General features: G+C 67.1%; 18 protein-coding genes. 11 read left to right on the forward strand and 7 right to left on the reverse strand.

Translation table 11 applies throughout. The annotated features are described in order from the left end of the window. Positions 1–28 precede the first annotated feature (28 nt). Complete coding sequence (locus V7S63_RS15515; RefSeq protein WP_091831449.1) at positions 29–289, reverse strand: SemiSWEET family sugar transporter; 261 nt, start codon at positions 287–289, stop codon at positions 29–31. A 144-nt stretch (positions 290–433) separates the two neighbouring features. Between V7S63_RS15515 and V7S63_RS15520 the strand changes: the two genes are divergently transcribed. Together V7S63_RS15520 and leuB are read left to right on the forward strand one after the other, a co-directional pair. Further along, positions 434–1,615, forward strand: a complete 1,182-nt coding sequence (locus V7S63_RS15520; protein ID WP_336530865.1) for a lytic murein transglycosylase — start codon at positions 434–436, stop codon at positions 1,613–1,615. Between the two features lie 80 nt (positions 1,616–1,695). After that, positions 1,696–2,805: a 3-isopropylmalate dehydrogenase gene (gene leuB, locus V7S63_RS15525; RefSeq protein ID WP_091831445.1), complete on the forward strand. Its 1,110-nt coding sequence runs from the start codon at positions 1,696–1,698 to the stop codon at positions 2,803–2,805. Positions 2,806–2,984: 179 nt separating this feature from the next. Here leuB and V7S63_RS15530 read toward each other — a convergent pair whose 3' ends face one another. Then, positions 2,985–4,709, reverse strand: a complete 1,725-nt coding sequence (locus V7S63_RS15530) for an ABC transporter ATP-binding protein (RefSeq protein WP_336530866.1) — start codon at positions 4,707–4,709, stop codon at positions 2,985–2,987. Positions 4,710–4,884: 175 nt separating this feature from the next. On the opposite strand from V7S63_RS15530, the gene V7S63_RS15535 reads away from it, so the two are divergent. Continuing rightward, positions 4,885–5,157, forward strand: coding sequence for a hypothetical protein (locus V7S63_RS15535; RefSeq protein WP_336530867.1), 273 nt, complete (start codon positions 4,885–4,887; stop codon positions 5,155–5,157). A 4-nt stretch (positions 5,158–5,161) separates the two neighbouring features. Here V7S63_RS15535 and V7S63_RS15540 read toward each other — a convergent pair whose 3' ends face one another. From V7S63_RS15540 to V7S63_RS15555, 4 genes are all read right to left on the reverse strand, one after another. Beyond that, entirely contained in the window at positions 5,162–7,120 is a 1,959-nt protein-coding gene (locus V7S63_RS15540) for a bifunctional 2',3'-cyclic-nucleotide 2'-phosphodiesterase/3'-nucleotidase (protein WP_442896472.1), read from the reverse strand. A 155-nt stretch (positions 7,121–7,275) separates the two neighbouring features. After that, positions 7,276–8,109, reverse strand: a complete 834-nt coding sequence (locus V7S63_RS15545; protein ID WP_336530869.1) for an HTD2 family dehydratase — start codon at positions 8,107–8,109, stop codon at positions 7,276–7,278. A gap of 5 nt (positions 8,110–8,114) precedes the next feature. Continuing rightward, a complete protein-coding gene (locus V7S63_RS15550; protein ID WP_336530870.1) occupies positions 8,115–9,272 on the reverse strand; it encodes an acyl-CoA dehydrogenase family protein in 1,158 nt (385 codons plus the stop codon). Positions 9,273–9,279: 7 nt separating this feature from the next. Next, positions 9,280–10,422: a CaiB/BaiF CoA transferase family protein gene (locus V7S63_RS15555; protein WP_336530871.1), complete on the reverse strand. Its 1,143-nt coding sequence runs from the start codon at positions 10,420–10,422 to the stop codon at positions 9,280–9,282. 225 nt (positions 10,423–10,647) lie between these two features. Between V7S63_RS15555 and V7S63_RS15560 the strand changes: the two genes are divergently transcribed. The 7 genes from V7S63_RS15560 to V7S63_RS15590 all read left to right on the forward strand — a co-directional run bounded on the left by V7S63_RS15560 (position 10,648) and on the right by V7S63_RS15590 (position 17,711). Continuing rightward, positions 10,648–11,943, forward strand: coding sequence for an ABC transporter substrate-binding protein (locus V7S63_RS15560; protein ID WP_100965433.1), 1,296 nt, complete (start codon positions 10,648–10,650; stop codon positions 11,941–11,943). 162 nt (positions 11,944–12,105) lie between these two features. After that, positions 12,106–13,011 carry a branched-chain amino acid ABC transporter permease gene (locus V7S63_RS15565; RefSeq protein ID WP_336530872.1) on the forward strand — a complete coding sequence of 302 codons (906 nt, stop codon included), beginning with the start codon at positions 12,106–12,108 and terminating at the stop codon, positions 13,009–13,011. Beyond that, a complete protein-coding gene (locus tag V7S63_RS15570) occupies positions 13,011–13,961 on the forward strand; it encodes a branched-chain amino acid ABC transporter permease (RefSeq protein ID WP_100965434.1) in 951 nt (316 codons plus the stop codon). Before V7S63_RS15565 ends, V7S63_RS15570 begins: the two co-directional genes overlap by 1 nt. Then, entirely contained in the window at positions 13,958–14,707 is a 750-nt protein-coding gene (locus V7S63_RS15575) for an ABC transporter ATP-binding protein (RefSeq protein ID WP_336530873.1), read from the forward strand. The genes V7S63_RS15570 and V7S63_RS15575 overlap by 4 nt, the downstream gene beginning before the upstream one ends. Before the next feature lies 1 nt (position 14,708). Next, on the forward strand, positions 14,709–15,404 hold the full coding sequence (locus V7S63_RS15580; protein WP_336530874.1) for an ABC transporter ATP-binding protein: 696 nt from the start codon (positions 14,709–14,711) through the stop codon (positions 15,402–15,404). Between the two features lie 38 nt (positions 15,405–15,442). Next, the gene (locus V7S63_RS15585; RefSeq protein ID WP_336530875.1) at positions 15,443–16,876 is read left to right on the forward strand and encodes an aldehyde dehydrogenase family protein; all 1,434 of its coding nucleotides are present in this window, start codon (positions 15,443–15,445) and stop codon (positions 16,874–16,876) included. A gap of 106 nt (positions 16,877–16,982) precedes the next feature. Further along, positions 16,983–17,711 (forward strand): class I SAM-dependent methyltransferase, encoded by a 729-nt coding sequence (locus tag V7S63_RS15590; RefSeq protein ID WP_100965438.1) that lies wholly within the window; start codon positions 16,983–16,985, stop codon positions 17,709–17,711. A gap of 3 nt (positions 17,712–17,714) precedes the next feature. Here the strand turns inward: V7S63_RS15590 and V7S63_RS15595 are convergent, their stop codons facing one another. Further along, positions 17,715–18,269 (reverse strand): Lrp/AsnC family transcriptional regulator, encoded by a 555-nt coding sequence (locus V7S63_RS15595; protein WP_091831419.1) that lies wholly within the window; start codon positions 18,267–18,269, stop codon positions 17,715–17,717. A gap of 48 nt (positions 18,270–18,317) precedes the next feature. Here V7S63_RS15595 and V7S63_RS15600 point away from each other — a divergent pair, with 48 nt between their 5' ends. Beyond that, a complete protein-coding gene (locus tag V7S63_RS15600) occupies positions 18,318–19,511 on the forward strand; it encodes an MFS transporter (protein WP_336530876.1) in 1,194 nt (397 codons plus the stop codon). Position 19,512 lies beyond the last annotated feature (1 nt).

The raw sequence follows: 19,512 nt of genomic DNA on the forward strand, positions 1-19,512 counted from the left end.
TTTGCGCAGGATCGGCGGGATCAACGGCTCAGCCGTAGCGGAGTTTCATCGTCAGGATGATCAGCACCAGCGCGAGCGTCACCGTATTGGCGCCGATCAGCGGCCATGAGGCGATCAGTACGCCATAGATCAGCCAGAGCACGATGCCGGTGGCAAAAAGCGCCTGCGTCCACAGCGAGATGCCGCTGGTGTCGCGCGTCTTGATCGTCTGCCAGGCCTGCGGCAGCCAGCAGAAAGTGGTGAGCAGGGCGGCGCAGAAGCCGAGCGCTTCGATGGCGGCGGTGGACATGCGGGCCTGCGGCGATTCGCGCGAGAGTCGAGGTCGATCAGACATAGCCGGTTTCGGCGTTCCGCGCGCGGCAGGCCTCGCATGGTTAACCTCCGTTAACCGCAGCGCCCTAGTTTTGCGTCAATCCTGCGATTCGGTGGACTTATGCGCACATTGATCCTGGCCTTGCCTCTCGTCCTCGCCGCCGCGACCGCGGCCCGGGCCGATTTTGACTCCTGCGTCGCCGGCCTGCGTTCGGCCGCCGCGGCCAAGGGCGTCTCCGGCGCCACCTTCGATCGCGCCATGGCGGGCGTCACGCCCGACATGAAAGTGATCGAGGCGATGAACAACCAGCCGGAGTTCAAGACTCCGATCTGGGACTATCTCGGCACGCTGGTCGATGACGAGAAGGTCGCGGAAGGGCGCTCGATGATGCGCCAGCACGCGTCGACGCTTGCCGCCGCCGAACAGCGCTTCGGCGTCGACCGCCACACCATCGCGGCGGTCTGGGGCGTCGAGAGCGATTTCGGCAAGGCGCGGGGCAAGATGCCGCTGGTCCAGGCGCTTTCGACCGGTGCCTGCCTGGCGCCGCGCCGCAATGCCTTCTTCAAGGGCGAATTGATCGCTACCCTGCAGATCATCCAGCGCGGCGATGTCCGCCCCGAGCGGTTGTTCGGCTCCTGGGCCGGCGCTTTTGGTCACACCCAGTTCATCCCCTCGACCTACCTGCGGCTCGCCGTCGACGGCGATGGCGACGGCCGGCGCGACCTCGTCGACTCCATTCCCGACGCGCTGCATTCGACCGCGAACTTCATGGACAAGGCCGGCTGGGTCACCGGCGCGACCTGGGGCTACGAGGTCCGCGTGCCCGGTGGCTATTCCGGCCCGACCGGGCGCAACCCGAAGCAGCCGGTCTCGTCCTGGGCGGCGCGAGGCATCGTCAAATTCGACGGCTCGGCGCTGACCGGTTCCGGCAATGCCGGCTTGCTGATGCCGGCCGGCCGTAATGGCCCGGCCTTCCTCGTCTTCAAGAACTATGACGCCGCCTACAGCTATAACGGCGCGGATTCCTATGCCCTTGCGATCTCGCTCCTGTCCGATCGCTTGCGCGGCCGGCCGGGTGTGCAGGGCGAATGGCCGACCGACGATTTGCCGCTCTCGCGCGAGCAGCGCCGCGAATTGCAGCGCCTGCTGATCCAGCGCGGCTACAACGTCGGCGAGCCCGATGGCGCGGTCGGCGCGCTGACGCGGGCGGCGATCAAGGACATCGAGGGCAAGGTCGGCATGCCGCAGACGGGTCGCCCCGGCGAGAAGGTCTTGCGCGCGCTGAAGGGCGGGCGCGTCTGAGGCGCAGCCGTCCTGTGCTTGCGCACGAACGCTGCGCCTCGTAAGCAGCCAGCGCATTTCTGTTGCGCGAGGCTCAATCGATGGCGAACCACAAGCTCCTGCTGCTCCCCGGCGACGGCATCGGCCCCGAGGTGATGGGGCAGGTCGAGAAGATCGTCTCCTGGTTCGAGAAGCAGGGCCTCGGCTCGTTCTCGCTCGAGCGCGGCCTCGTCGGCGGCATCGCCTATGACACCCACAAGCAGGCGATCTCGGAAGGCGACATGAAGCTCGCCCAGGAAGCTGACGCCGTGCTCTTCGGCGCGGTCGGCGGCCCGAAATGGGCCGATGTGCCCTATCAGCACCGCCCCGAGGCCGGCCTGCTGCGCCTGCGCAAGGATCTCGGCCTGTTCGCCAATCTGCGCCCGGCGATCTGCTATCCGGCGCTGGCCTCGGCCTCGTCGCTGAAGCCGGAAGTCGTCGAAGGGCTCGACATCCTGATCGTGCGCGAGCTCACCGGCGGCGTCTATTTCGGCGAGCCGAAGGAGATCGTCACGCTCGAGGACGGCTCCAAGCGCGGCGTCGACACCCAGCTCTACACCACCGGCGAGATCGAGCGCATCTGCGCCGTCGCCTTCGAGCTGGCCCGTACCCGCCGCAACAAGGTCTCCTCGGCCGAGAAGCACAACGTCATGAAGACCGGCGTGCTCTGGAAGCAGACGGTCACCGCCCAGCACGCCCGCGACTACAAGGATGTCGAGCTCGAGCATGTGCTGGCCGACAACTGCGCCATGCAGCTGGTGCGCTGGCCCAAGCAGTACGACGTCATCGTCTGCGACAACCTCTTCGGCGACATCCTCTCCGACGTCGCGGCGATGCTGACCGGCTCGCTCGGCATGCTGCCTTCCGCCTCGCTCGGCGCCGAGGATCCGGCGACCGGCAAGCGCAAGGCGCTGTACGAACCCGTCCATGGCTCGGCGCCCGACATCGCCGGCAAGGGCCTCGCCAACCCGATCGCGATGATCGGCTCCTTCGCCATGGCGCTGCGCTATTCCTTCGGCGCCGGCGAGGCGGCGGACCGGCTCGAAGGCGCGATCGCCGACGTGCTCGGCGCCGGCACCCGCACCAAGGACATCGCCGCGCCCGGCGCCAACGCGGTCTCGACGACCGAGATGGGCGACGCCATCGTCAAGGCGCTCGAAGCGCGGGGCTGAGGTTCGTCATTCCGGGGCGCTGGAGAGCAGCGAGCCCGGAAACCATGAACACCACGCTGCTCCACTACGTCATGCTCGCCCTTGTGGCGAGCATCCACGTCTTGAACACCGCCTTCAATCAGCGAAGACGTGGGTGGTCGGGGCAAGCCCGACCATGACGAGGTAGGCTCTTCAGCCCCTCAGCTTGCCCTGCCCCCATACTGCGCCTCATGCAGGCGCCGGTAGATCCCGGGCCGCTGCACCAGCTCCTGATGCCGGCCCTGCTCGGCGACTCCGCTCTCGTCGATGACGATGATGCGGTCGGCATCCTGGATCGTCGCCAGGCGATGCGCGATGACGAGTGTCGTCCGGCCCTTCGAGAGCTCGGCGAGCGAGGCCTGGATGGCGCGCTCGGTCTCGGTGTCGAGCGCCGAGGTCGCCTCGTCGAGGATCAGGATCGGCGGGTTCTTCAGGAACATGCGGGCGATGGCGAGGCGCTGCTTCTGCCCGCCCGAGAGCTTGACGCCGCGCTCGCCGATCACCGTATCGAGCCCGCCGGGCAGGCGCGCGATCATCTCGTCCAGCCGCGCGCGCCGGGCGGCCTCGACGACCTCCTCCTCGCTCGCCGTCAGCTTGCCATAGGCGATGTTCTCGCGCAGCGTCCCGGCGAAGAGGAAGACGTCCTGCTGGACGATGCCGATCTGGCCGCGCAGCGAGGCCAGCGTCATCTGGCGGACATCGATGCCGTCGATGGTGATCTGGCCGCCATCGACATCGTAGAAGCGCGGCAGCAGCGAGCAGATCGTGGTCTTGCCGGCGCCTGACGGGCCGACGAAGGCGATGGTCTCGCCGGCGCGGATCGCAAGGTCGATACCGTTCAGGATCTTGCGGTCGGGCGTGTAGCCGAAGCTGACGTTCTCATAGGCGATGTCGCCCTTGAGGCCGGAGACTGCGATGGCGCCGGGCAGGTCGGCGATGTCGGGCCGCGTATCCAGGAACTCGGTATAGCGCCGGAAGCCGGCGATCCCCTTCGGATAGGTCTCGATCACCGAGTTGATCTTCTCGATCGGCCGGAAGAACACCGTGACCAGCAGCAGGAAGCCGACGAAGCCGCCGGCGCTGAGATCGCCGGTCAGCACGTAATAGGCGCCGGCGATCATCACCGCCATTTGGGTCAGGCGCATGCCGAAATAGGAGAGCGAGGTCGAGGCCGCCATCAGCCGGTAGGCGTCGAGCTTGGTGCGGCGATAGCGCTGGTTGTCGACCGCGAACAGGCTGCGCTCGTGCTCCTCATTGGCGAAAGCCTGGACGACGCGGATGCCGCCGACATTCTCCTCGATCCTGGCGTTGAAGGAGCCGACGCTGCCGAACAGTTTTTGCCAGTTCGCCGTCATCCGCCGGCCATAGCGGCTGGTCAGCCAGGCGATCAGCGGCACGATCGTCGCGGTGATCAGCGCGAGCTGCGGGTGCACCATCAGCATCAGCGCGAAGGCGCCGATGAAGGTCATCACCGCGATGAACAGGTCTTCCGGCCCGTGATGGGCGACCTCGCCGATCTCCTCCAGGTCCTTGGTCAGGCGCCCGACGAGATGGCCGGTCTTCTGGTTGTCGAACCAGCCGAAGGAGAGCTTTTGCAGGTGGTCGAACGCCTTGCGGCGCATCTCGGTCTCGATGTTGATGCCGAGCATGTGGCCCCAATAGGTCACAACCACCATCAGGCCGGCATTGATCAGGTAGATCGCGAGCAGGCCGAGCGAGGCCAGCACGATTAGGCTCCAGTTCCCGCTCGGCAGCAGCTGGTCGACGAACAGCTTCACCGCGATCGGAAAGCCGAGCTCGAGCAGGCCCGAGATCACGGCGCAGCCGAAATCGAGCAAGAATAGGCCGCGATGGGGGCGATAATAGGCGAAGAAGCGGGCGAGCATGCCGGGGCTGTTAGCATATTGGCGGCAAGCTGGTCAGGTGGAGACGAACGGAGCGTCACGCACCGGTCGCATTGCGGCGACGGGGCGAGGCGGTTCGGCGGAGGTACCGACCTTGCTTCGTTGACGCGCCCATCGTGCGCGTCACGATCGCTGCTCTGTCGCGGAGGGGGTGCGCATGAATAGATTGGCGATCATGACAGGCATGGCGGCGTCGCTCGTCATGCTTCTGAATGGCCCCGTGCAGGCTCAGGAGGGCTGCAAGCAGGTCAGCACCTCCTGCTCCGCCATGTTCAGGAGCTGCGAGCAGAACTGCAACAAGGTCGGCAGCAACCCTTCAGCCTGCATCGCCCGCGTCTGCACGCCGCCGCTCGACGGCTGCAAGGCGAACGGCGTCTGGCGCAGCGTCCAGAGCGGCTCGGCCTGCTGGGCGACGAAGAACAGGTCCTGAGCGGCTAGCCGCCCAGCCGGTATTTCACGAAGCCTTCGCCGGCATCGCCGACCGGCTGCGCCTTCAGCGTCTCCGGCTTCTTGCTGACGGCGGCCGGGGAGGTCGGGAAGGTGACGTTGACGGTCGCCGGCAGCGGCTTCAGCGACCAGTTGTTGTCGGCCGCCGGATTGATCGTCTTCTTCTCGATGATGTAGCGCACGATCACGTCGCGGTTGAGGTCTGGCGCCTCCAGCACCAGCGTCGTCTTGGTGCCCGGGAAATTGCCGCCGCCGGAGGCACGGTAATTGTTGGTGACGACGATGAACTCAGCCTTCTCGTCGATCGGCTTGCCCTGATAGGCGAGGTCGACGATGCGATGGGCGTCTGGCGCCACCAGCTTGCCGTCGCCGTCATAGCGCGAGGCCTGCGTCACGTCGATCTGGTAGCTGACGCCGTCGATCACGTCGAAATTGAAGGCTGGGAAGCCGGGATTGATCAGCGGCTGCTCCTCGGTCCTGGCGATGTCGATCTGGTTGAAGATGCCGGCCGAGCGCTCCAGCCATTCGCGGATCTGCGCGCCGCTGACTTTCACGACCTGCACCGTGTTCGGGTAGAGATAGATGTCGGCGACGTTCTTGATCGCGATCGGCCCGGCAGGGATATCGGTGAAGAAGGCCGGCCCGGCGCGCCCGCCCGATTTGAAGGGCGCTGCGGCCGACAGGATCGGCAGGTCCTTGTACGGCGTCTGCAACATCAGCGGCTTGGCATAGGCGATCTGCGCCTCCGCCACGATCTGTACGGAAGGATCGTCGGCGACGAGGGCAAAATAGCTGTTGATCGGCGCGCTCGTGGTGCCGACCGGCTCGCGCATATAGCTCAGCGTCGCCTCGTGGTCGGCCTTCACCGTCGCCAGCACGGCGGCTTCGACCTCGGCCTTCGGCACGATCTTGCGGTCGGGCGTGCGCTCATAGATCGGCTTGGGGTCGACCTTGAAGTCGGCGATGCGCCAGCGCCCGTCGCGCTTCTCCAACTCGAGGTCGACGATGCCGACATGCGAGCCCCAGAAGCCGGGCTGGCAGGCCGGTTTGCCATGCAGCGAGCCCTTCTTGTTGTCGACGCCGGGAATGCCGTCGAAGGCCTTGCCGCCAGGGAAGACGAGATGCTGATGGCCGGTCAGGACGACGTCGATGCCGTCGAGCTTGGCGAGGTGCAGCGCCGCATTCTCCTCGCCGCCCTTGCGTTCGCCGCCGGCGATGCCCGAGTGGCAGAGCGCGATGGTCAGGTCGGGATGGGCCAGCGCGATCTCCGGAAGGTATTTCTGCGCGGCATCGACGATGTCGATTGCGGTGACCTTGCGGTCGAGATTGCCCTTGTCCCATTGCATGATCTGCGGCGGCACGAAGCCGATCACCGCGATGTTGAGGACATGCTTCGTGCCGGCCTCGTCCTCGAAGCTCTGCTCGAAGATGCGCCAGGGCTCGATCAGCGTGCCGCCGCCGACCCGGTCGACATTGGCGCAGACGATCGGGAACTCGGCACGGGCGAGGCCGTGCTCGAGGAAATCGAGGCCGTAATTGAACTCGTGATTGCCGAGCGTGCCGCACTGATAGGGCAGGGCGTTCATCGCGGCGATCATCGGATGGGTCTCGCCGGCTTTCAGCCCCTTCTTGTAGGCGACAAAGTCGCCGAGCGAGGAGCCCTGCAGGAAGTCGCCATTGTCGAAGAGCAGGCTGTTCCTGGCTTCCGCCTGCGCCGCCTTGATCAGGTTCGCCGTCTTGGCGAGGCCGACCGTGTCGTCGGGCGCGTCGCGGAAGTAGTCGTAAGGCACGACGTTGACGTGCAGGTCGCTGGTCTCCAGCAGCCGGAGCTTGAGCTTGGCCGGGGCCTGCGCCGCGACCGGGCTGGCCAGCGCGCCGGCCGCGGCGATGGCGGCCCCGGCCTTGAGCGTGTCACGGCGGCTGAAACTGCGGGCGCGGTCCATCATCGGCTCCTGAAGCGAGGTGCTGCGACAGACGCTAGCACCATGGCAGGACCGTGACACGGGGACTTTCGTCATTGCGCGCGGTGGGAAGCAATCCTGGGGACGTTGTGCCGCCCTTGGATTGCTTCGCCGCTGCGCTCCTCGCAATGACGCGCGTGTTACCGGCTCACGCCCTCCATCCGCACTCGCCCGTCGGCGCCCTCGGTCCAGGCGGCGATGGCGCCGTCCGGGAGCCGTTTCGCCTTCACCTGGAACGCCTCGCCGGCGATCAGCGGCGCGAGCCCGCGATAGTCGAGCCGGATCGGCTCGCCGCCGGAGAGCGTCGCGATGATGTTCATGATCAGCGTCGCCTGGATCGGCCCGTGCACGACGAGGCCGGCATAGCCTTCGACGCCGGTGACATAAGGCTGGTCGTAATGGATGCGGTGGCCGTTGAAGGTGAGCGCCGAATAGCGGAACAGCAGCACCGGGTCTGCCTCGACCGTCCAGGTCAGATCGGCCGGGCGGGGCTCGGCTGGAGCCGGCGCCGGCTGGGCTCCGGGCTTGGCCGCCTCGCGATAGACGATATCATGGCGCTCGCGCAGCGCGACGCCGCGCGCCGTGACGAGTTCATGGTTGACCGCGACGAAGCAGAGCGGGCCGGCGCGACCTGCCTTGTACGTGACGTCACCGATGATCGAGCGGCGGGTGACCTCGTCGCCTGTGCGCAAGGGAGCGAGCGTTTCGATCCGCCCGCCCGCCCACATCCGCCGCGGCAGCGGCACCGGCGGCAGGAACTTGCCCTTGGCAGCGTGGCCGTCATCACCGAGCGCGGCCATCGGCGAGATCGGCGGGGCCAGGCACCAGTGCAGGGCGAGCGGCGCTTCGCCCTGCGGGTATGGCGCCAGGTGAGGGGAGAATGTCGCCTCATAGCTGGCGACGAGCCGCGGCGTGATCAGGTCGGACGCCTCTTCCGAGCGGCCGATCCAGGATTTCAGATGATCGATATCCATTGCGCTCAGTAGCTTCTCGGCATGCCGAGGACGTGCTCGGCGAGATAGGACAGGATCAGGTTGGTCGAGATCGGCGCGACCTGGTAGAGCCGCGTCTCCCTGAACTTGCGCTCGATGTCGTATTCCTCGGCAAAGCCGAAGCCGCCATGCGTCTGGATGCAGGCGTTCGCCGCTTCGAAGGAGGCGTCCGCCGCCAGCATCTTGGCCATGTTGGCCTCGGCGCCCGGATTGGCCCCGGCCTCGTAGAGGCGGATCGCCTCGCGCACCATCAGTTCAGCCGCGCGCATATTGGCGTAGGCCCTGGCGATCGGGAACTGGATGCCCTGGTTCTGGCCGATCGGCCGGCCGAAGACCTGGCGCTCCTTCGCGTAATTGGAAGCCTTGTCGATGAACCATTTGGCGTCGCCGACGCATTCGGCCGCGATCAGGATGCGCTCGGCGTTCATCCCGGAGAGGATATAGCGGAAGCCCTTGCCTTCCTCGCCGACGAGGTTGGCCGCCGGCACCTTCACATTGTCGAAGAAGACCTCGGTGGTGGCGTGGTTCATCATCGTGCGGATCGGCCGGATCGTGAGGCCATCCCTCGAGGCTTCGCGCATGTCGAGGATGAAGACCGAGAGCCCGTCAGTACGCTTTTGCACCTGATCGCGCGGCGTGGTCCGGGCGAGCAGCAGCATCAGGTCCGATTGCGCAGCCCGGCTGGTCCAGATCTTCTGGCCATTGACGACGTAGTGGTCGCCTTCGCGGCGGGCGGTGGTGCGCAAAGCGGTGGTGTCGGTGCCGCTGGTTGGCTCGGTGACGCCGAAGGCCTGCAGGCGCAATTCGCCCGAGGCGATTGCTGGCAGATAGCGCTGCTTCTGCTCGGCGCTGCCATGGCGCAGCACTGTGCCCATCACATACATCTGGGCATGGCAGGCGCCGCCATTGCAGCCCTGGCGCTGGATCTCCTCCATGATCGCCGCCGCGGCCGAGAGCGTAAGTCCTGCCCCGCCATACTCCTCCGGGATCAGCGCAGAGAGGAAGCCGCTGTGCGTCAGTGCCGTCACGAACTCGCTGGGATAGGCCATCTCGCGGTCGAGCTTGCGCCAGTACTCGCCGGGGAAGTCGGCGCAGAGCCTTGCCACCGCCTCGCGGATGTCGGTGTGATCGTTGGCTGTGGTCATGCTCATCTCAGGCCGATCGCGCCGCTTTCGCCATGAACTCGCGGCGTAACGCTTCATCATGTTCGCCGAGGCTAGGTGGCGCCCGCATCAGGGCGCGCTCGCCGTCGACCAGCACCGGTGGCGCCAGCACCTCGATCGGGCCGTTCGGGGTCGGGACGGGCAGGGCGGTCGCGGCCGGATGGTCGATCAGGTCGGCCATTGTCGAGACCGTGCCATAAGCGATGCGGGCGGCATCGAGCCCTGCTGCCGTCTCGGCATAGGTTCGGGTGGCGAGCGTCGCCTGGATCGCGGCATCGAGGGCAGGGCGGTTGCGCACGCGCAGCACATTGCTGGCAAAGCGTGGGTCGTCGAGCAGGCCGTCATTGCCGAGCACGTCGCGGGCCAGGATCTGCCATTCGCGCTCGCTCTGGATCGAGATCAGCACCTCGGCATCGGCGAGGCGGAACACGCCATAGGGCGCGATCGAGGGGTGGGCTAGACCGAGCCGCGGCGGTTCGATCCCGCCATAGCGCCGGGTGAGATAGGGCACGTTCATCAAATCGGCGATGGTGTCGAACAGCGAGAGCTGGATGCGCGACCCTTCGCCGGTGCGACCGCGCCGGATCAGCGCTTCGAGGATCGCGGCATAGGCGGCATTGCCGGTGGCGATGTCGGCGATCGAGATGCCGATCCGCGTCGGGCCGGAGTCGGGGCTGCCGGTCACGGCGGCAAGGCCGGCTTCCGCCTGGATCAAGAGGTCATAGGCCTTCTTGGTGTAGTGCGGCGTACCGGGCGCATAGCCGGAGATGTCGCAGGTGATCAGCCTGGGATGGCGCTGGCGCAGCGCCTCGCTGCCGATCCCGAGCCGGTCGGTCGCGCCGGGCGCGAAGTTCTGGATGAAGACGTCGGCCTCCGCCAGCATCGCTTCGACCAGAGCGAGGTCATTCGGATCCTTGAGGTCGACCCGGCAGGATTCCTTGCCACGGTTGATCCAGACGAAATAGGAGGACAGGCCTCCGGCATAGTCGTCATAGCCCCGCGAGAAATCGCCTTCCTCACGCTCCAGCTTGATGACGCGGGCCCCGGCATCGGCGAGCCGGCAGCTCGCCAGCGGAGCGGCCACCGCCTGCTCCAGCGCCACCACCAGGATTCCATCGAGAGCATTCGTCATCAGACCGTCGCGCGCCTTCCGTTCCGCGCGAGAGATCGTCGTCGGCCCGATGAAGTCAAATAGCGTTTCGCGATGGCGGCCATAGCGCCCGGCTCCATAGAAAAACCCTATGGCCTTCATCGCTTTATCCTTCTTGTCCGAGTGCTGGCTCTATGCGCCCTTTTTCGCCGGACGAGGCGCCGCTCAAGAGCGCCCGATGTCATGCGAGGTTCTGGGAGGATGCTCATGAAGACGATGAAACTGGCGCTGGCCGCGCTGGCCGGCACGCTGTTCGCAGGCTCGGCTCTGGCACAGGACAAGCCGAAGGAACTGGTGGTCGGCATCGCGACCTTCCTGTCGGGGCCGGCCTCGGTCTTCGGCGTGCCCGGCCGCAATGCCGCCGACCTCCTGATCGCGGAGATCAACGCCAAGGGCGGCGTGCTCGGCGTGCCCCTGAAGCCCGTCTATGTCGATGAGGGCGCCGGCACCAACCAGCTGCTCTCCGAATATCGCCGCGTCGTGCAGGAGCAGGGCGCGCAGGTGATGCTGGGCGCGATCTCGTCCGGCTCCTGCAATGCGCTCGCACCCGTCGCCGAGGACCTCAAGGTCGTCAATGTGATGTGGGATTGCGGCACGCAGACCATCTTCGAGGACGGCAAGTGGAAGTATTCCGTCCGCACGCAAGCCCATGCCGGCGCCGAGATGATGGCGACCTTGCTCTACCTGATGAAGGTCAAACCCGACTTCAAGAGCGTCGCGGTGGTCAACCAGGACTATGCCTGGGGCCGTGAATCCTGGGCGCTCCTGCAGGCCGGCCTCAAGGCTCTGAAGCCCGATGTGAAGGTCGTCGCCGAGCTCTTCCCCAAGTTCGGCGCGCCTGATTTCTCCACCGAGATCACCCGCCTCTCGGCGCTGCGGCCCGACGTCGTGATCTCGACCTCCTGGGGTGGCGATCTCGACACTTTCGTCCAGCAGGCGGCGGCGCGCGGCCTGCTGAAGCAGTCGACCTTCGTGCTGCCGCTGGCCGAAAGCTCGCTGGAGCGGCTCGGCGCCGTCCTGCCGGAGGGCGTGATCGTCGGCTCTCGCGGCGACCATTACTGGCGCCATCCCAAGCACAAGGACACGCCGGAGATGCAGTCCTTCGTCAAGGCGTACAAGGACAAGACCGGCGTCTATCCGATCTACCCGACCTTCCACATGCAGCAGGCCCTGACCGGGTTGACCAAGGCCTATGAGAAGGCCGGCGCCGGCGGTAAATGGCCGAGCAAGGAAGAGGTCATCGCCGCCTTCGAGGGACTGGAATTCAAGTCGCTGACGGGCACGGTCACCATCCGGCAGGACCATCAGGGGCTCGAGGACCAACTGCTCGGCACGACCAAGCGCGTGCCCGACTATCCCTTCGCGGTCTACGACAAGATGGCGCTCTATCCCGGCAAGCTGGTGACCACGCCGCTCGGCGAGAAGTCGCTCGACTGGTTCGCCAAGGTGAAGCCGGACCTCGTCACCGACAAGTCGATCGAGACCTTCGACTACGCGAAGTGACGTCGCTTTCCTCGCACTGGTCGTCCCGGACAAGCCGCGTCAGCGGCGCTGATCCGGGACCCATGCCGGAACGGTTCAGGCATGGGTCCCGGGTCTCCCTCCGGTCGCCCGGGACGACACGTGCTGAAAGCAACCGTCCAAAAAATCTCAAGAACGGACCGCATGCCTCCTGAAATGCTCCTCCTCGCTGCACTCGACGGCCTGGCCTATGGCTCGCTGATCTTCCTGGTCGCGGTCGGGCTGTCGCTGATCTTCGGCGTGCTCGGCATCGTCAATGTCGCCCATGGCTCGTTCTATGCGATCGGCGCCTATGTCGCGGCGGCCGGCGTGCTCGCGCTCGGCGCCGCCGGGCTGCCGACCTGGCTCGCCTTTCCGGTGCTGCTGCTCGCGGCCGCGCTGGTCGGCATCCTCGTCGGCGGCCTTGTCGAGATCGCCCTGCTGCGCCGCGTCTACGGCAAGGAGGAGGTGCTGCAGCTGATCGTCACCTTCGCCGTCTTCATGATCCTGGAGGACGCGCAGAAGGTCGTCTTCGGCGTCCAGCCCTATTTCGCCAACGCGCCGATGAACTGGCTCGGCACCGTCGAGGTCTTCGGCATCTTCTACACCACCTACCAGCTCGTCCTGATGCCGCTGGTGGCGCTCGCGGTGCTGCTCGGCCTGCGCTTCTTCCTGCGCCGCACCAGCTTCGGCCGCGCCATCGTCGCGGTGACGCAGGATCGCGAAGCCGCGACCGCCATGGGCATCGACGCGACGCGGGTCTACCTGATCACCTTCATCATCGGGGCATCGCTGGCGGCGCTCGGCGGCGCGCTCGCCTCGGCCACGACCTCGCTGACCCCCGGCATCGGCGCCGGCACGCTCGTCCTCTCCTTCGCGGTGGCCGCGACGGCTGGGCTCGGCCGCATCGAGGGCGCGGCGGTGGCGGCGCTGCTGATCGGGCTCGGGCGCTCGGCCGCGGTCTATTTCGCTCCCGAGTTCGACGTGCTGATCCCCTATCTCATCATGATGCTCGTGCTGCTGGTCCGTCCGCAGGGCCTGTTCTCGACCGTGCAGACGAGGAAGGTGTGATGGCGCGCCAGCTCGTCTTCGGCCTTGCGCTGATCGCGGCGCTCGCGGTCTTCCCGCTGTTCTCGCCCTGGTCGACCGTGATCCTCACCGTGGCGCTCTGCGAGGGCCTTGCGGCGCTCGGCATCATGGTGCTGCTGCGCGCCGGCCAGGTCTCCTTCGGCCATGGCCTGTTCTTCTCGTTCAGCGCCTATGCCGTCGCCTTCCTGGCGGCGGCCAAGGTCGGCCATGAGGCGCTGATCCTGATCCCGGTCGGCATGGCGGCCTCCGGCCTGCTCGCCGCCATCGTCGGCCTCTTCATCGTGCGCTACCGAGCGATCTTCTTCGGCATGCTCAACCTCGCCATCTCCATGGTGTTCTTCTCGCTGCTGGAGAAGCTGTTCTCGATCACCGGCGGCGCCGACGGCAAGCGCGTGCCGCGGCCGACCTTCGCCGGCATCGAATTCGGCCGCGAGCAGTTCGAGCTCGCGACCTTCTATGTCACGCTCGTGCTCTGCATCCTCGCGGCGCTCTTCGTCGCGCGTTACCTGCTTTCGCCCGGCGGCAAGGCGCTGGAGGCGATCAAGTCGAACGAGACGCGGCTCGAATATCTCGGCGTCTCCCCGCGCAAGGTGCTCTACGGCGCCTATCTGCTCTCCGGCCTGCTGGCGGGGCTGGGCGGCGCGATCATCGCGCTCGTCTCCGGCCATGTGACGCCGGAGCTGGCCTATTGGGTGCGTTCCGGGGAATTCGTCTTCATCGCGATCCTGGGCGGCATCGGCGGCGTCGCCGGGCCCTTCCTTGGCGCGCTGATGTTCCAGATCATCCGCGGCTATGCGGCGGTCTATGCGCCCGAGACCTGGCATGCCGTCCTCGGCGTCATGCTGCTGGTCATCATCTTCTTCGCCCCGGCGGGCCTCTACGGCATCGTCGCCGGCAAGAGCAGGCCGCAGCGCGAGGAGGGCGGGCGATGAGCGGCGTCATCCTCGAGGCGGACGACCTCCACCTGCGCTTCGGCGGCGTGCAGGCCGCGAACGGCGCCTCGCTCAAGGTCGCGGCGAATGAGCGCATCGCCATCATCGGCCCGAACGGCGCCGGCAAGACCACCTTCATCAATCTCTGTACCGGCTATCTCAAGCCGCAATCCGGCCGCGTCGTCTTCAATGGGCAGGATGTGACGCGCCTCTCGCCGCAGGCGATCACCCGTCTCGGCATCGGCCGCTCCTTCCAGATTCCGCAGCTGTTCCTCGACAACACCGTGATCGAGAACCTGCTGCTGGCGCTCTCGGCGCGCGAGGGCTCCTGGTCGCCCTTCCTCGCCATGCAGCGCCACCCCAAAGCCGAGGAGATGTGGGCGCTGCTCGATCTGGTCGGCCTGAAGGCGACCGGCAACCGCATTGTCCGCGAACTGCCCGAAGGCATGCGCAAGCTGATCGACATCGCCGTCGCGCTCGCGCTCGAACCGAAGCTGATCTTCATGGACGAGCCGACCAGCGGGGTGTCCTCGACCGAGAAGTTCCAGGTGATGGACACGCTGACCCGCGTGCTCGACGCCCGCGCCACCACCGCGGTCTTCGTCGAGCACGACATGGATGTGGTCGCCCGCTACGCCAATCGCGTCGCGGTCTGGACCGGCGGGCGCATCGCCCATCAGGGCACGCCGGACGAGATCCTCAGCCATCCGGAGGTGCGTGAGACCGTGATCGGGGTGGGGGTCTGAGATGCTGGAGATCAGGGAGCTCTCGGCCGAGATCGAAGGCGTGCAGGTGCTGCGCCGGGCCTCGCTGTCGCTGGAGGAGGGTGCGACCGTCGCGCTGATCGGCCGCAACGGCGCCGGCAAAACCAGCCTGCTGCGCGCCATCATGGGCTTCATGACGGTGACCGGCGGCGCGATCAGCTTCGACGGCAAGCCGCTCGATACGGTGAAGGCGCATGAGCGGCCGCGCCTCGGCATCGGCTATGCGCCGGAGGATCGCCGGCTGTTCTCGACCTTCACCATCGAGGAGAACATCCGCCTGCCGGCCGAGGTGATGAAGCTCGGCGAGGCCGAGATCGAAAGAAGGTTGGAGCGCATCTATGCTGTGCTGCCCGAGCTCGCCGATCTGCGTCAGCGCCCGGCGGCGGGGCTATCCGGCGGGCAGGGCAAGATGGCGGCTCTTGCCCGGGCGCTGATGATCGGCAGCCGCGTCATCCTGCTGGACGAGCCCTTCCAGGGCCTCGCCCCGGTTCTGGCCAACCGCTATGCCGCCGCCCTGCGCGCTCTGCGCGACAGCCATCCCGACATCGCCTTGCTGATCACCGAATCCAACCCCAGTCTGCTGCGCAACTTCGCGGCCAAGGCCTATGCGATCGAGCGCGGCGAGGTCAGCGAAACCCAATTGGCCGAAAGCTCGCTCGCCGCAGCCGGGCTGCAATGAGACAAGACGAGACGGCATCGCCGTATACGGAGACCATCATGACCCAGCACTTCATCAACGGCCGGCATGTCGCCGGCCGCACCGGCGAGACCATGGCGGTGCTCGCTCCGGCGACCGGCGAGGAATTCACCCGCATTGCCTGCGGCACGGCCGAGGACATCGATGATGCGGTGCGCGCTGCCCGCGCCGCCTATGAAGGCTCCTGGGGCAGGTTGACCGCGGCCGAGCGCGGCCGGCTGATCTCCAGGCTCGCCCTCAAGGTCCAGGACCATTTCGACGAATTGGCGAAGATCGAGGCGCAGGACACCGGCAAGCCGATGGCGCAGGCGCGGGCCGACATCGACGCGACCGCCCGTTATTTCGAGTTCTATGGCGGCGCCGCCGACAAGGTGCACGGCCACGTCATCCCGTTCCTCAACGGCTACAGCGTCAATGTCGTGCACGAGCCCTATGGCGTCACCGGCCACATCCTGCCCTGGAACTATCCCGCGCAGATGTTCGGCCGCTCGCTGACCGCCTCGCTCGCAATGGGCAATGCGGTGGTGCTCAAGCCGGCCGAGGATGCCTGCCAGACGGCGCTGCGCCTCGCCGAGCTCGCCACCGAGGTCGGCTTCCCCGATGGCGCCATCAACATCGTCACCGGCCGCGGCCATGAGGCGGGCGAGGCGCTCTGTCGCAATCCCGGCGTCGGCTTCATCTCCTTCACCGGCTCGCCGCAAGTCGGCCAGATCATCCAGAAGGCCTGCGCCGACAACTTCATCACCTGCACGCTCGAACTCGGCGGCAAGTCGCCCCAGATCGTCTTCGACGACGCCGATTTCGACGCCGCCGTGCCGATCGTCTGCAAGGCGATCGTCCAGAACACCGGGCAGACCTGCTCGGCCGGCAGCCGCGTGCTGGTCCAGAAGACCATCTATGACGATTTCGTCGGCGCCGTCGCCAGGCAGTTCTCCAAGCTGCGCGCCGGCACGCCCGAGATGGATCTCGATTGCGGCCCGGTGATCAACGCCAAGCAGCGTGGCCGGGTGCAGAGCTTCGTGGATCAGGCCCGCGAGCAGGGCATTCCGGTCCTCGCCGAGGGCGCGATCGCGCAGGGCGTGCCCAATGGCGGCTTCTATGTGACGCCGACCCTGTTCGGCCAGGTGCCGCGCGGCAACCGGCTGGAGCAGGAGGAGGTCTTCGGTCCCGTGCTCGCCGCCTTCTCCTTCGACGACGAGGAGGACGCGGTGAAGCTTGCCAACTCGACCCCCTATGGCCTCGTCGCCGGCGTCTGGACCAATAATGGCGGACGCCAGCAGCGTGTCGCCAAGCGCGTCCGCGCCGGGCAGGTCTTCATCAACGGCTATGGTGCGGGCGGCGGCATCGAACTGCCCTTCGGCGGCACCGGCAAGAGCGGCCATGGCCGCGAGAAAGGCTTCATGGCGCTGGAGGAGTTCGCCGTCGCGAAGACGATCGTGCACAAGCACGGGTGAAGCGGAACAGGTGAATCGCGGCCAGGTTGTTCGCCCGTAAGGAGTAGCTTGGGATCGTACGAGAACAGGTCTTGCGCCCCGCTGCGGGCGCAAGCATTGATTGACCATGTGGACGCTGCCGGCAGGCGATACCGTCGATATCCTGGGAGGATTACTTGCGCCCCTGCAAGGCCGGCGCATTCTCGATATCGGCTGCGGTCGGGGCAATCTGCTGCAGGCGCTGGCCGAGCGAGGCGCAAGCGTCGCCGGGCTCGATCCGGACGAGGCGATGCTGGAGGTCGCGCAGGCTCTTGTGCCCAAGGCCACGCTGAAGCAGGGCTGTGCCCAGCTCGTGCCCTGGGGCGATGCCAGCATGCACGCCGCGATCTTTCTCAACAGCCTGCACCATATCCCTGTCCCCGACATGCTGCTGGCACTGGAGGAGGCCGCCCGCGTCGTCGGCAGGGGTGGCAGCGTCATCGTCATCGAACCCCTGTCGGAAGGATCGTTCTTCGATGCGCTGCGGCTGATCGAGGACGAGACCGAGGTCCGGCAGGCCGCACAGGATGCGATTGTCAGGGCGAGGCGCCGCGGCATCGTCAACGAGATCAGGCGGATCGAATACGACCGTATCGAAACGTTTTCCGATGCCGAAGCCTTCCTGGAGCGTGCCGTAGTGATCGATCCGTCGCGCGAGGAGCGGGCGCAGGCGGCGCGCAGCAAGCTGCTCGCCCGCTTCGAGGCGCTGTCGGACCATGACAAGGGCGGCTATGTCCTGCACCAGCCGCTGCGGATGCACCACCTCAAGGTGCCATTCGCGGCCAAGCCGGCGAGCACCTCCGCCATGTTCGGCTGAGGCTCAGCCCGCGCCGGCTGGGGCCGGCAGCCGAGGGGCCTTCACCCGCCCCGGCCATTCGCCGGTGATGCCAGGCTGGACCGGCCGTTCCAGGTAGGTCGAGAGCACGACATAGCTGCGCGTCGCGGTAACGCCGGGCACGTCGTAGATCTTCGCCAGCAGGCCCTCGAGCGCGTGCGTGCTCTGCGTGCGCACCTTCAGCATCATGCAGGTGTCGCCGGCGACCGAATGGATCTCCTCGACCTCGGGATGGGCCTCGATCGCCAGCAGCGTCGTGGTCTTGCCCCAGCCGGTGGTGTCGACATGGACGAAAGCGAGCAGCGTCTTGCCGGTCGCCTCCGGCTCGATCAGCGCCGCAACCCGCTTGATCGCACCCGAGCGCCGCAACCGCTTGACCCGCTCATGCGCCGCCGGCGGCGACAGGCCGACACGCTCGCCGAGATCGGCGTAGCTGATCGTCGCGTCCTCGACCAGGACGCCTAACAGCTTTCGGTCCATCGCATCGAGTTCGCGCTCGGACCCGCGGTTGCGCCGAACGCCATCTGTTTTTTCGAGCATTCGCTGATCCTCGATTGAAGCTGAATCAAATTCGGACATTCTGTCGAAATGACGAATGAAAATCAAACAGCAGCCGGCATCGCTCGCATCCCCGCCGCGGCCTATGCACTCTGCCTGTGCATCGGCCTCGTCGGCGCCAACTCGCTGGCGCTGGGGCCGATCGCGCCGCGCGTGGCGGAGAGCTTCGCCAGCGGCGTGCCGGCGGTGATGGCGGCCTCGGCAGCCTTCGGTATCGGCACGGCGGCGAGCGCCCTGCTGCTCGCCGGGCTGATCGACCGCTTCGGCGCAGGCCGGGTCCTGCGCTACGCGTTGCTTGCCTTCCTGGCGGCCCTCGCGGCGAGCGGGGCGGCACCGGCCCTGCCGGCTTTCGTCGGCGCGCAATTGCTGGCCGGGCTCGCCGCCGGCCTTGCGCTGCCGGCGATCTACACACTCGCTGCGCTGGCAGCACCCGCCGGCCGCGAGAGCGACACGCTCGGCGTCGTCCTGTTCGGCTGGACGCTGAGCATGGTCGCCGGCGTCTCGCTCTCGGCCGTGATCGCCGATGTCCTCGGCTGGCGCATGGTCTACGCCATCGTCGTGGTCGCCGGGCTCGCCGCCATGGCCGGGACAACGAAGCTGACAGCCGGCGGCAACCCGACCAGGCGCACCGCGCCGTCGCCGCTCTCGGCGCTGAGGGTTCCCGGCATCGCGCCGCTGCTATTCGCCTGCGCCGCCTTCATGGCCTCGTTCTACGGCGTCTATGGCTATGTCGGCGACCATCTGCATCGCGGGCTCGGCCTGCCGGTCAGTGCCGGTGGCCTGCTGGCACTGTGCTATGGCCTCGGCTTCGGTGCGACGACCTTCCTCGACCGCTGGATCGACCGGCTCGGTCCCGCCCGGTTGCTGCCGCTGTTCTTTGCGGTGGTCGGTGCTGTCTATCTGGCGATGACCGCTGCCTCCGCCTCCTATCCGGCACTGCTCGCCGTCGTCTTCTGCTGGGGCATGGCCAATCACGCCGCGCTGAACGTGCTGATCCTCCGGCTGGCGGCACTCGATCCCAGCCGCCGCGGCGCGATCATGGGCCTCAACAGCGGCGTCACCTATCTCGCGCTCTTTGCCGGAACGACAGGCTTCGGGCCGCTCTATGCCAGTGCCGGCTTCTCGGCGCTCGCAGGGCTCGCGGTTGCGCTGATGCTGATTGCGGCGCTTGCCGCGGCGCTGGCGCCCCGCGCCGCGACGGTGAGAGACCAGCCCGCCGCCTGAG

Source organism: Allobosea sp. CCNWLY174 (genome assembly GCF_037120455.1).
GTDB lineage: Bacteria > Pseudomonadota > Alphaproteobacteria > Rhizobiales > Beijerinckiaceae > Allobosea > Allobosea lupini.